The sequence below is a fragment of the Streptomyces sp. NPDC001315 genome (genome assembly GCF_042896175.1).
Classification (GTDB): domain Bacteria; phylum Actinomycetota; class Actinomycetes; order Streptomycetales; family Streptomycetaceae; genus Streptomyces.
Genome location: NZ_JBIAWZ010000031.1, coordinates 68,031 through 79,682, shown reverse-complemented (window position 1 = coordinate 79,682; position 11,652 = coordinate 68,031). Strand labels below are relative to the sequence as shown.

The following is an 11,652-nucleotide window of genomic DNA, read 5'->3' as shown; positions in this document are numbered from 1 at the left end:
TCCGCGTCCCCGACCACCGCCTTCGCCCTCTCCCGGCTGGCCGACCCCGACACCCTCCACCACACCCCGATCGGCGTGCTGCGCTCGGTGGAGCGGCCGGTCTACGACACCCAGATGGCCGACCAGCTGGACACGGCGATCGAACAGAAGGGCAAGGGAGACCTGGCGGCACTGCTTGCGGGCGGCGACACCTGGACCATCGTCGGCTGACCGGACCGGAGGTTCATCCGGACCAGAAGTTCGTCGGACCAGAAATTCTTGATGCGGCCCGGGCTCTCAGGCCCGGGCCTCGTCGTAGGCGCGGCGTGCCTTGTCCACGTCGTCCATCCGCTCGTGGGTCCACATCGCCAGCGCGCGGACCTGCTCGGCGGCCTCGCGTCCCAGCTCGGTCAGGGAGTAGTCGACGCGCGGCGGTATGACCGGCTTGGCGTCCCGGTGCACCAGACCGTCACGCTCCAGGGTCTGCAATGTCTGGGTGAGCATCTTCTCGCTGACCCGGCCGATCGCCCGGCGCAGTTCGCTGAAGCGGTACGGGCGGTCCAGGAGCTCGATCAGGACGAGCACGCCCCAGCGGCTGGTGACGTGCTCCAGGACCAGTCGGTAGGGACACATTCCCTCGGCGAGCTCGTACTTGCCGGCTTCCACGCTACTTACTGCCATGTCGGTACCTTACTTCAAAGTGGGTACTTTCCCCTAGTTAGCGCTTCCCGTAGGTTTGGTGACAACGCACCCCACAAGGAGATCCAGATCATGAGCATCGTTGTCACCGGAGCCACCGGCCACCTCGGCCGCCACGTCGTCGAGCAGCTGCTGGAGAAGGTCCCGGCCGAGCAGATCACCGCCGTCGTGCGCGACGAGGCCAAGGGCGCCGCCTTCGCGGCCCGGGGCGTGAAGCTCGCGGTCGCCGACTACAACACCCCCGAGACCTTCGACGGACTCTTCGCGGCCGGCGACAAGGTGCTGCTGATCTCCGGCAACGAGTTCGACAAGGGCCGCGTCCAGCAGCACCAGGTCGTCATCGACGCCGCCAAGGCGGCCGGTGTCGCCCTGCTCGCCTACACCAGCGCCCCCGGCAGCCTGAAGGCCGCGCTCGCCGACGACCACCGCGGCACCGAGCAGGCTCTGCTCGCCTCCGGCCTGCCCTACGCGCTGCTGCGCAACGGCTGGTACCACGAGAACTACACCGAGAACCTGGCCTCCGAGCTGGAGCACGGCGTCGTCGTCCACGCCGCCGGTGACGGCCGGCTCTCCTCCGCCTCGCGCGCCGACTACGCGGCCGCCGCCGTCGCCGTGCTGACCGGCGAGGGGCACGAGAACAAGACGTACGAGCTGGGCGGCGACGAGGCGTGGAGCTTCGCCGAGTACGCGGCCGAACTGAGCAAGCAGACCGGCAAGGAGATCGTCTACAACTCCGTCTCCGCCGAGGCCCTCACCGGCATCCTCACCGGCGCCGGGCTGCCCGAAATGTTCGCCACGATCCTGGCCGGCGTGGACGCGTCCATCGAGAAGGGCGAGCTGGTCGTCACCTCCGGCGATCTGTCCCGCCTGGCCGGCCGCCCGACCACCCCGCTCTCCGAGGCCATCGCCGCCGCACTCAAGGGCTGACACTCCCCCTTCGGCCCCGGTTCGGGCCCTTGGATGCGCCACCCCCGCCTGTCATGACCGTATAGCGATACGGACATGACACGCGGGGGCGCTCGGCGTTACCTTCTGCACACACGCGCATGCGTGTGCGAGCGAGCGAGAAGGAGGGACCCGTGGCCGGAGAGTCGAAGGGCGAGCGGCGGACAGGTCTGCTGAACGGCTTCGCGGCCTACGGGATGTGGGGGCTCGTCCCTCTCTTCTGGCCCCTGCTGAAGCCCGCCGGCGCGGCGGAGATACTCGCCCACCGGATGGTGTGGTCCCTCGCCTTCGTCGCCGTCGCGCTCGTCGTCGTACGGCGCTGGGCCTGGGCAGGCGAGTTGCTGCGGCAACCGCGCAGGCTGGCGCTGGTCACCGTGGCCGCCGCCGTGATCACCGTGAACTGGGGCGTCTACATCTGGGCCGTGAACAGCGGACATGTGGTCGAGGCCTCCCTCGGGTACTTCATCAACCCGCTGGTCACCATCGCGATGGGCGTGCTGATCCTGAAGGAGCGGCTGCGGCCCGTGCAGTGGGCGGCCGTCGGCGTCGGCTTCGCCGCCGTGGTGGTCCTCACCGTCGGCTACGGCCAGCCGCCGTGGATCTCCCTCTGCCTCGCCTTCTCGTTCGCCACCTACGGCCTGGTGAAGAAGAAGGTCAACCTCGGCGGCGTCGAGTCGCTGGCCGCCGAGACCGCGATCCAGTTCCTGCCCGCGCTCGGCTATCTGCTGTGGCTGTCGGCGCACGGGGAGGCCACCTTCGCGACCGAGGGCGCCGGGCACTCCGCCCTGCTGGCCTCGACCGGCATCGTCACGGCGCTCCCCCTCGTCTGTTTCGGCGCGGCCGCGATACGGGTGCCCCTGTCCACGCTGGGCCTGCTCCAGTACCTGGCCCCGGTCTTCCAGTTCCTGCTCGGCGTCGTCTATTTCGGCGAGGCCATGCCGCCCGAGCGCTGGGCCGGCTTCGCGCTGGTCTGGCTGGCCCTGTCGCTGCTCACCTGGAACGCGCTGCGCACGGCGCGACGCGCCGCGCTGCTCAGGGTGGCCGGGACGGGCGTGCCCGGAGTTCCCGCGCCCGCACCGGCCGGCTCTGCCGCGGTGGACGCCTGACCAGCTCTGCCACGGCGTACGTCTGACCAGCTCCGCCGCAGTGGACGCCTCACCAGGGGGCTATTCGGCGTCGCCCGGCCGGACCGGCCGGCTCGCGCGTGCCCGGTCCCGGTGCGCCCGTGCCTTCTCACGGTTCCCGCAGTGCTCCATCGCGCACCAGCGGCGGCGGCCCGGGCGGGAGGTGTCGACGAAGAGCAGATAGCAGTCGTGGGCGCCGCATTCACGGATGCGGTGGGCGTACGGGCCGGTGAACAGGTCGATCGCGTCCCGGGCCAGCGTCGACAGCAGGTGGGTGGCGGTGGCGCCGGGGGCCCAGGCGCGGGTGTCGTCCGGATTGAGGCGTGCGCCGAGCGGGGGCCCGGCCGCCGCCGCGTTGACGGTCTCGACGTGGTCCGGCCGGAGCGGGCGGCCGTGGGCGCGGTCGGCGGTGAGCAGGAACAGGGCGTCACGGAAGGCCCGGACACGCCCCAGCTCCCCCTCGGACACGGCGAGCTCCAGACCGTCCGGGAGCCGGCTGCGGCCGACCCAGGCCGCGAGGTCGGCGGGCTCGTGCAGTACCTCGTGGCGGGCGAAGGCGCCCGGTCCGCCCGTCGTCAGCAGCTCCAGACAGAGCGCTCCGGGGTCGAAGCGGTAGGGCTTCCCCTCGTACGACACCAGCGTCATACCGGGGGACTCGCCCGGCGGATCCATTGCACGCCCGCTCACGTAACCACTATAAGTGGTTAGCATGACGCAGACGCCTGCTCCCGCCCCGCTGCACTGGAAACTCGTCATCGACGCAGCCGACCCGCACGCCCAGGCCGACTTCTGGTCCGCCGCGCTCCACTACACGGTCGAGGACAACAGCGCGCTCGTCGAGCGGCTGCTGGAGCTCGGCGCCCTGCCGGGCGCGGCCACCGTGGAGTTCCACGGCCGCCCCGCCTTCCGGGACCTGATCGCCGTACGGCATCCGGACGACCCGTACGACAAGGACAGCGGAACCGGGCTCGGGCGACGGCTGTTGTTCCAGCGCGTGCCGGAGCCGAAGACGGCCAAGAACCGGCTGCACCTGGATCTGCACTCCGGCGAGGACCGACGGGCGGAGGAGGTCCAGCGACTCCTGAAGCTCGGGGCGAACGTGCTGCGGGAGGTGAAGGAGCCCGGCGGCGAGTGGGTGGTGATGGCGGACCCGGAGGGCAACGAGTTCTGCGTGCAGTAGGGGTCGAGGGACTGGTCCACCTGCCTACTGGGAGCCCGAGGTGCGGGCCGCCCGTGCGGCGAGGCGATTCATCCGCGCGCGGGCGGACTCCAGTTGACCGATGTCGTCGGCAGCGGGCCCGTCCTCGAACGTGAGGTCGGTCCACAGGCCGAGGAGATCCTGCCCCAGGTGGAGGCCCTGCACGGGGTCACGCACCGCACGCCAGGCCGAGGCCGCGCTCTGGATGTTGCCGTACGCGGACTCCGCGTCCCGGGCGCCGCGGTGGACGCGGGCCAGGTCGAGGGAGAGATGGAAGGCCCGGAGCGGATCCCCCGCCAGGTAGGCGATGTACGCCGTGAGTTCGAGCAGCCGGAGCACCTCGGGGTGCTCGGGCCCGAGCCTCCCCGACGCCTCGGCCACGGTCCGCTCCGCGAGTCCCGCCGCCGACTCGATCTCCCCCGCCTTCACGGCATCGGCGATCCGCGCCATCGGCTCGGCGAGGAGGGCCGCAGCGCCGGTGTCTCCGGAGGCGGTCAGCGGATCGTCCCCGAGTACGGCTTCGGCGACCGCGTCGAAGCCGCGGGCGGGGGTCGGTTTGGGGTCGGGGTCGGGGACGGCGTAGGGGTCGAGGTGGGGTTCCGGGTGGGGTTCGCAGTGGGGTTCAGGGGCGGTGGCGGGGGGCGCTGCGGGAGCGTGCCCCACCGAGGGGTCGGGGGCCGGGGGGCCGTCCGTCGTCGAGGGCGGAGGGCCGTCCGTCGTCGAGGGCGGAGGGCCGTCCATCGTCGGTGGCGGGCCGAACTCGCCCGTCGGGGCGACGGCCGTGCCGTAGGGCGCGTGCGTCGGCGACTCCGGTACCGCGCGGAGGCGGAACGTAGGGGAGGGGTCGCCCGGCAGCTGCGGCTCCGCATCCACCTCGGGGTGGGCTTGTGGTTGCGCTTGTGCGTGGGCGTCTGATCGGGCTTCCGGTTGTCGTTCCGGCATCGCGCGCAGGACGTGCGTGGGCTGCTCATGACGGACCGGTGGGGTGTCCTGCGGCTCCCAGGCTGGTGCGACGCCCTCCGGCGGCGCGGAGCGGACCGGCTCTCCTGTGAAGTGGCTGGAGCCGTCCAAGTCCACCCGAAGGGGGACGACGTAGCCGATGCGGTCGTCCTGGACCGTGGCGAGCACCGGGTGCCCGCTGGCGAGGGCGATGCGGTGCAGGTGACTCAGCACGGCGTGCTGGACCTCCTCACCGGGGGCCGGGACGACCGGTACGCCACCTATCGACGCGCCACCCGCCCCCGGTCCGGCCGCGGGGACACGGACGTCCAGCGGTGCCACCATGGGCGTCGCGGGGACCGCGGAACGCGCGGCGCGCTTCTCTTCGCGCTTCTTCTCGCGGCTGAGTCGAGACATCGCTTCCCTCACTCGGGTGCGTCGGGGAGTCGGCGGTCGGCGCGGGCGGGTTCCGCGGGTTCCGCAGCCTCCATGGTGCCCCTTCCCGACGCCGGGCCACCGCTCCCCAGCGGCAGGATCCGGTCGTACACGTACACGGTCGAGTCTCTCCGCCCACTTCCGGTGCACGCGTCACCACAAGGTCACAGACTTGTTCCAGGACCCCGCCCGCGTGCCGGAACCGTCGCTGGTGGAGTGAGGATCGAGGCCGACGAGGGAGGAGCACGGACATGCGGGACGGCGGTGTGCGGCAGGGGCCGGAGATCTGGATCCAGGGGCCGGTGAGCCCGCCGGAGCAGGGGGCGCGGGAACCCGATCACCTCCATGGCACCCCGCGGCGCTTCTCCTGGGTGGCCACGCACGGCGGCGCGGGCACCTCCACGCTCGCGGCCGTCTACGGCGGTCACGACTGCGGCCGCGACTGGCCCGGCCCCGGTGATCCGCCGTCGATGCTGCTCGTCGCCCGGACGCACGCGTCGGGGCTGGACGCCGTCCTGCGCACCCTGGAGATCTTCCGGCGCGGGGAGGCCCCGGCGGGGCTGGACCTCGACTCCGTGGTGCTCGTCGCGGACGCGCCGGGCCGGCTGCCGCGCCCCCTCGCCCAGCGTGTCGCGTGGATCGAGTCGGTCATCGACGTGCACCACGTGCCGTGGGTGCCCGCCTGGCGCCTCGGCGACCTGAGTGGGGAGCCGCCCCGGGAAACACGGACGCTGAACCGGCTCACCGGGGTATAGTTGCACACGCATGTAATGTAGGAGCATGCAATAGACGCATGTGATGCGGGCGCGTGCGATCGTCGTGTGCCGATCATCAGGGGGAGCCATGGGCCGCCGTTTCCTGTTCGTACTGGGCAGCAGCCGCAGCGAGGGCAACACCGAGCTGCTGGCGCGCAGGGCCGCCGAACAGCTGCCCGCGGACGTCGAGCAGGAGTGGATCAGCCTCGCCGAGCACCTCCTGCCCGACTTCGTGGACCTGCGGCACGACAGCGACCACGTGCGCCCGCCCGCCGGGGAAAACGTGGCGCTGTTGCTCGACGCCACGCTCGCGGCGACGGACATCGTGATCGCCTCGCCGCTCTACTGGTACTCGGTGTCCAGCCTCACCAAGCGCTACCTGGACTACTGGTCGGGCTGGCTGCGCATCCCCGGCGTCGACTTCAAGGCGACCCTGGCCGGGCGCACCCTCTGGGGCGTCACCGCGCTCGCCGACGACGAGCCGGCGGTCGCGGACCCGCTGATCGGCACGCTCGGCAACTCCGCCGCGTACATGAAGATGCGGTTCGGCGGGGTCCTGCTCGGCAGCGGCAGTGCGCGCGGCGACGTACTGAAGGACACGGCGGCGCTGGCGCGCGCGAAGACGTTCTTCGCGCAGGAGGCGCCGCTCGCGCGCTTCTCGCACGAGGGCGCGTGACCCCTCCCGTACCGCTGTGTCGCGACCCTTCACGTCGTCCCGCCAGGACAGGTCTCAGGTGCTGATGTCCTTCGTCGTGAAGCGGGCCCAGGCGGCGGAGCCGAACACCGCCGCGTACAGGGCCTGGAGGCCGAGGTTCTTCACCAGGTCGTCCCAGTAGACCGGTTCGCGCATCAGGTCGGCGAAGGACAGCCAGTAGTGGGAGAAGAAGTACGGCTGGATCGCGTGGAGCTGCGGGATCTGGTCGAGGATCTGGACGGTGATCAGCAGGCCCACGGTCGTCGCCATGGCCGCGATGCCGCTGCTGGTCAGCGTCGAGACGAACAGACCGAGCGCCGCGACGCCGACCAGTGACGCGGCGACGACCAGGGCGATCAGCGCCGCCCGGCCCAGGCCCTCGGCGAAGGTGATCCGGGTGCCGGAGATCGTCGTCAGGTCGCCGAGCGGGAAGAGCAGGGCCCCGACCGCCATCGCCGAGGCCGCGACGACGAGGGTGGCCACCAGACAGAAGGCCATCGTGGTCGCGTACTTGGCGAGCAGGAGCCGGGTGCGGCCGGCGGGGGCCACCAGGAGGTAGCGGAGGGTTCCGGCGTTGGCCTCGCCCGCGATCGCGTCGCCCGCGACGACGCCGATCGCCATCGGCAGGAAGAACGGGAGCGTCGCGGCCAGCGCCGTGAACACCAGGAACAGGCCGTTGTTGGTGACCTGCGAGATGAACGCCGGCCCCTCGCCGCCCCCGCGGCCGACCGAGCCGCCGTCGCCGGTCTCGATCTTCACGGCGATCCCGACCAGGACCGGTACGGCTGCCAGCACGCCCAGCAGGGCGAGCGTGCGCCAGCGCCGGAGGGTGATCACGAGCTCGCTGCGGAGGAGGCCGAAGGTCCACAACGGGCTTGGCCTGCGGGGGACTTCGACCTCCCCGACAGTGGAGGCGGAATCGGCAGCGGCAGCGGCCGGCTCAACCTGCGACATCGAATCCCTCCCCCGTCAGGGCCACGAACGCGTCCTCCAGGGAGGCCCGTTCGACCCCGAAGCCGCGGACCCGGACGCCGGCCGTCACCAGCGCGGCGTTCACCTCGGCGAGGTCGCGGTCCGGTGGTTCGCCCGTCACGCGGTCGTCGGTGACGACGATGTCGCCGACGCCCTGCTCCTTCAGCACACGGGCCGCGTCGCCCGGGTCGGGCGTGGTCACCACCAGTCTGCCGCGCGCCCCGGCGGCCAGGTCGGCGACCGCGCCCTGGGTGACGAGTCGTCCCTGCGCCATCACGGCGGCATGCGTGCACACCTGCTCGATCTCGTCGAGCAGGTGCGAGGAGAGGAAGACGGTCGTGCCGTCGGAGGCCAGCTCCCGTACCAGGGCACGGATTTCCCGCATGCCCTGCGGGTCGAGGCCGTTGGTCGGCTCGTCCAGGACGAGCAGGCGGCGCGGCTGCAGGAGGGCGGCCGCCAGGCCGAGCCGCTGCTTCATGCCGAGGGAGTACGCCTTCGCCTTCTTGCCCGCGGCGGCCGTCAGGCCCACCCGGTCCAGCGCCTGCGCGACGCGTGTACGCCGGGTGCGCGGATCGGCTGTCGGGTCGGCGGCGTCGTATCTCGTCAGGTTGTCGCGGCCCGAGAGGAAGCCGTAGAGGGCCGGGCCCTCGATGAGGGTGCCGACCTGCGGCAGCACGGCGCGCGAGGCGCGGGGCATGGGCCGCCCCAGCACCCGCGCCGTGCCCGAGGTGGGCTCGATCAGGCCCATCAGCATGCGGATGGTGGTGGTCTTGCCGGAGCCGTTCGGACCGAGGAAGCCGAAGACGCTGCCCGCCGGGACGGTCAGGTCGAGACCGTCGACGGCGAGTTGTCCACCGCGGTAACGCTTGGTCAGGCCGCGGGTGTCTATGACGCCGGCATCCGCGTCCTTCGGGTGCGGTTCCGTGGCGGACTGTTCGTCCATCGGCTCCCTCGATTCGTCGTGCTCGTGCTCACTGCCCGGTGTTGGCGGCCTTCACCAGCGCGTCCTTGGTGACGGCGCCGACGTACACCTTGCCGTCGTCCGTGATCAGGGCGTTGACCAGACGGGTGGAGAAGACCGTGCCCGAGCCGAACTTGCCGGTGGCCTTGTCGCCGAGCGAGCCGAGGAAGCCGCCAAGGTCGCCGAGGTCACCGGTGGACCCGGAGGTACCGGAAGGCAGGCCGCTCTTGCTGCCGGTGTCGAAGGAAGCGACGGAGTTCCAGCCCTCACCGATGACCTTGAGGCCTTCGAGACCGTCGAGACCACCGGCTCCCTTTACGAGGTCCTCGTCCGGCTTCCCGCTCTTCCGGCCCTGCTCGAGGGCGCTGTCCTCGGTGACCTTGGCGCCCTTGGGCGGGGTGAAGTCGAAGGTCGACGCGGCCGGCTTGGCGAAGCTGACCTGGGTGAAGCCCGCGTCCACGACGGCGGCGCCGCCGCTCGCCGGGGTCAGCGTGAACTTCAGCGGCAGCCCCGTCTTCGAGTCCACGGCCACGCTGATCGCGCCGACCGTGGTGCCGGACTGTTTCGGCTTGATGAGCAGCTTGTAGGCGTCCCGCCCGGCGACCTGCATGGTGCCGTCGACGGTCACGGACGTGGTGTCGTCGACCGACTTCAGGGCCTCCTCGGTGAGGTCCTTGGGCGTGGCCGGGGCGTGGCCCTCGCTCTCCTGCCCCTTGGCGGCGCTGTCGTCCGCGGTGGCGTGGTAGACCTCGTTGGACTTGCTGTCGTAGCCCCAGACGTCCTTGCCGTCGTGGATGAGGCTGTACTCGGCGGCGTTCTCCAGCAGCGAGAGCTTCTGCCGGTCCGGGCCGTCGGCCGCGACACGCAGGGTGTGCGTGCCGGAAGCGAGTTCCGTCAGTTTGGCGGACGGGTCCGCTGACGACCCGTCGCCGCCGGACTGCGTGGCGCCGGAGAGCAGGCCGCTCTCCAGCCCGCCGAGGTCGGGCAGCCCCAGGTCCGTACTGATCTTCACCGTGCCGGACAGCTGCTCCACGTCCGACTGGGCGATCTTTTCGATAAGTTGCTGCGCGGTGATCTTCGGCAGGTCGGGGTCGCCGGAGGAGGCGAGCGCCGGGACGAGCCCGATGGTCGCCGCGGCCACCCCCACGACCGCGACCGGGACGACGTACCGCGCTGCCGTGCGCCGCCCGGTACGCAGGTCCTCGGCTTCTCCGGCGGTCGCGGTCGTGGTCGTGGTCGTACTGTCGTCGGATTCGTACGGTGCCATGTGTGCCTTACCTCCGTCGTCGGCGGCGGCTGTCGTCTCGGCGTGTCCTCGCACTGGTGGTCCACCCTGAGCCGCCATTCTCACCCGAATCGGTGAGGAGTGGTGTTTTCCGTGGTGTCCATCTGACCAAATCGGCCCTAAGGAAGCGTCAGACCGCGGGCTCAACTCCGCGTACTGCTGGGGTATGACACGAGGGCGCGGCACCTCACCCGACCCGTAGGGGTCGGGAGCACCGCACCCGGCCACATCCGGTCGCCCGGCCCGACGCGCCCGAGACCCGCCCACCCGCCCAACCCGTCAACGCTGCAGAGGGCGCAGGGTAGCCCCATCGGGGTGCAGGGGCGCAGCCCCGCTGGGCGCGCGGAGGTGCAGGGACGAAGCCCTGTCCGGGTGCGGGGCTCGCAGCCCCGCCGGGGTACGGAGTCCCGCCAGGGGTGCAGGGGACGGGGTCCCCGCCGGGGTCTGGGGCGGGGCCCCGGAGTGAGGGTCACCTTCCACCCGACCGAGTCGGGCGGGTGGGTGGGTGGGCAAAACCCCCTACCCCGCCCGATGCACCACCGCGTCGCACACCTCGACCAACGCCCTCTTCGCGTCGCACTCCCGCAACGGCGCCAACGCAGCCCGCGCCTCCTCCGCATACCGCACGGTGTCCCGCCGAGCCTGCTCCAGCGCAGGATGCGCCCGCAGCGCCCCCAGCGCCTCCGCCAACCGGGCGTCGTCACTCAGGTCGGAGTCCAGCAGCTCGCACAGTGCGACATCCTCCGCCAGCCCCAGCCGCTCCGCCCGCTCCCGCAGCCGTAGCACGGGAAGCGTGGGGATGCCCTCCCGCAGATCCGTCCCGGGCGTCTTCCCGGACTCACGGGAGTCCGACGCGATGTCCAGCACGTCATCGGCCAGCTGGAAGGCGACTCCCAGCCGCTCCCCGTACTGCGTCAGCACGTCCACGACCGTCTCGTCCGCCCCGGACATCATCGCCCCGAACCGGCACGACACGGCCACCAGCGACCCGGTCTTGCCGCCCAGCACATCCAGGTAGTGCTCGACCGGGTCCCGCCCGTCCTGCGGCCCCGCCGTCTCCAGGATCTGCCCGGTCACGAGCCGCTCGAACGCCTCCGCCTGCACCCGCACCGCCTCCGGCCCGAGGTCGGCCAGGATGTGCGAGGCCCGCGCGAACAGGAAGTCACCGGTGAGGACCGCGACCGAGTTGCCCCAGCGGGTGTTCGCGCTGTCCACCCCGCGCCGCACCTCGGCCTCGTCCATGACGTCGTCGTGGTACAGCGTGGCGAGGTGGGTCAGCTCCACGACCACCGCCGAGGGCACGATTCCCGGCGCGTACGGGTCCCCGAACTGCGCCGCGAGCATCACGAGCAGCGGCCGGAAACGCTTCCCGCCCGCCCGCACCAGATGCTGCGCGGCCTCCGTGATGAAGGGGACCTCACTCTTGGTGGCCTCGAGCAAGCCTTCCTCGACAGCCGCCATCCCGGCCTGGACATCGGCTTCCAGAGCCTGGTCCCGCACGCTCAGCCCGAACGGCCCGACGACGGTCACGAGGGGTCTCCTGTCTGCTGGTGTCCACTGGCGCTTACACGGTTTGTCGATAGGTCGCTGCCACCACTCAAGTCAGCGTATCCGGTCACGTTTCGATCACCGATAGCCCCCACGGTTACAGGCCAGGCGGTACCGG

At 71.6% G+C, this 11,652-nt stretch carries 12 protein-coding genes and 1 pseudogene; 6 read left to right on the top strand and 7 right to left on the bottom strand.

The features are described 5' to 3' along the window. A pseudogene (locus tag ACFY16_RS40325) lies at positions 1 to 210 on the top strand (2-oxoacid:ferredoxin oxidoreductase subunit beta); the annotation flags it as partial. A 66-nt stretch (positions 211 to 276) separates the two neighbouring features. Here the strand turns inward: ACFY16_RS40325 and ACFY16_RS40320 are convergent. After that, the gene (locus ACFY16_RS40320; protein WP_390652215.1) at positions 277 to 660 is read right to left on the bottom strand and encodes a winged helix-turn-helix transcriptional regulator; all 384 of its coding nucleotides are present in this window, start codon (positions 658 to 660) and stop codon (positions 277 to 279) included. A gap of 90 nt (positions 661 to 750) precedes the next feature. Between ACFY16_RS40320 and ACFY16_RS40315 the strand changes: the two genes are divergently transcribed. Both ACFY16_RS40315 and rarD read left to right on the top strand, forming a co-directional pair. Continuing rightward, positions 751 to 1,605 (top strand): SDR family oxidoreductase, encoded by an 855-nt coding sequence (locus ACFY16_RS40315; protein ID WP_390652214.1) that lies wholly within the window; start codon positions 751 to 753, stop codon positions 1,603 to 1,605. 119 nt (positions 1,606 to 1,724) lie between these two features. Then, a complete protein-coding gene (gene rarD / locus ACFY16_RS40310) occupies positions 1,725 to 2,729 on the top strand; it encodes an EamA family transporter RarD (protein WP_390652213.1) in 1,005 nt (334 codons plus the stop codon). A gap of 60 nt (positions 2,730 to 2,789) precedes the next feature. On the opposite strand, the gene ACFY16_RS40305 is transcribed toward rarD, so the two are convergent. Then, on the bottom strand, positions 2,790 to 3,419 hold the full coding sequence (locus tag ACFY16_RS40305) for a CGNR zinc finger domain-containing protein (RefSeq protein WP_390652218.1): 630 nt from the start codon (positions 3,417 to 3,419) through the stop codon (positions 2,790 to 2,792). A gap of 37 nt (positions 3,420 to 3,456) precedes the next feature. On the opposite strand from ACFY16_RS40305, the gene ACFY16_RS40300 reads away from it, so the two are divergent. Next, positions 3,457 to 3,927 (top strand): VOC family protein, encoded by a 471-nt coding sequence (locus tag ACFY16_RS40300; RefSeq protein ID WP_390652212.1) that lies wholly within the window; start codon positions 3,457 to 3,459, stop codon positions 3,925 to 3,927. 24 nt (positions 3,928 to 3,951) lie between these two features. Here the strand turns inward: ACFY16_RS40300 and ACFY16_RS40295 are convergent, their stop codons facing one another. Further along, positions 3,952 to 5,301, bottom strand: a complete 1,350-nt coding sequence (locus ACFY16_RS40295; protein WP_390652211.1) for a tetratricopeptide repeat protein — start codon at positions 5,299 to 5,301, stop codon at positions 3,952 to 3,954. A 269-nt stretch (positions 5,302 to 5,570) separates the two neighbouring features. Here ACFY16_RS40295 and ACFY16_RS40290 point away from each other — a divergent pair, with 269 nt between their 5' ends. Further along, entirely contained in the window at positions 5,571 to 6,074 is a 504-nt protein-coding gene (locus tag ACFY16_RS40290; protein WP_390652210.1) for a hypothetical protein, read from the top strand. Positions 6,075 to 6,162: 88 nt separating this feature from the next. Further along, positions 6,163 to 6,750 (top strand): flavodoxin family protein, encoded by a 588-nt coding sequence (locus tag ACFY16_RS40285; protein ID WP_390652209.1) that lies wholly within the window; start codon positions 6,163 to 6,165, stop codon positions 6,748 to 6,750. A 54-nt stretch (positions 6,751 to 6,804) separates the two neighbouring features. Here the strand turns inward: ACFY16_RS40285 and ACFY16_RS40280 are convergent, their stop codons facing one another. The 4 genes from ACFY16_RS40280 to ACFY16_RS40265 all read right to left on the bottom strand — a co-directional run bounded on the left by ACFY16_RS40280 (position 6,805) and on the right by ACFY16_RS40265 (position 11,516). Further along, positions 6,805 to 7,722, bottom strand: coding sequence for an ABC transporter permease (locus ACFY16_RS40280; protein WP_390652208.1), 918 nt, complete (start codon positions 7,720 to 7,722; stop codon positions 6,805 to 6,807). Beyond that, the gene (locus tag ACFY16_RS40275; protein ID WP_390652207.1) at positions 7,709 to 8,683 is read right to left on the bottom strand and encodes an ABC transporter ATP-binding protein; all 975 of its coding nucleotides are present in this window, start codon (positions 8,681 to 8,683) and stop codon (positions 7,709 to 7,711) included. Before ACFY16_RS40275 ends, ACFY16_RS40280 begins: the two co-directional genes overlap by 14 nt. A gap of 28 nt (positions 8,684 to 8,711) precedes the next feature. After that, complete coding sequence (locus ACFY16_RS40270; RefSeq protein WP_390652206.1) at positions 8,712 to 9,968, bottom strand: outer membrane lipoprotein carrier protein LolA; 1,257 nt, start codon at positions 9,966 to 9,968, stop codon at positions 8,712 to 8,714. 537 nt (positions 9,969 to 10,505) lie between these two features. Then, positions 10,506 to 11,516, bottom strand: coding sequence for a polyprenyl synthetase family protein (locus ACFY16_RS40265; protein WP_390652205.1), 1,011 nt, complete (start codon positions 11,514 to 11,516; stop codon positions 10,506 to 10,508). Positions 11,517 to 11,652: the final 136 nt, after the last annotated feature.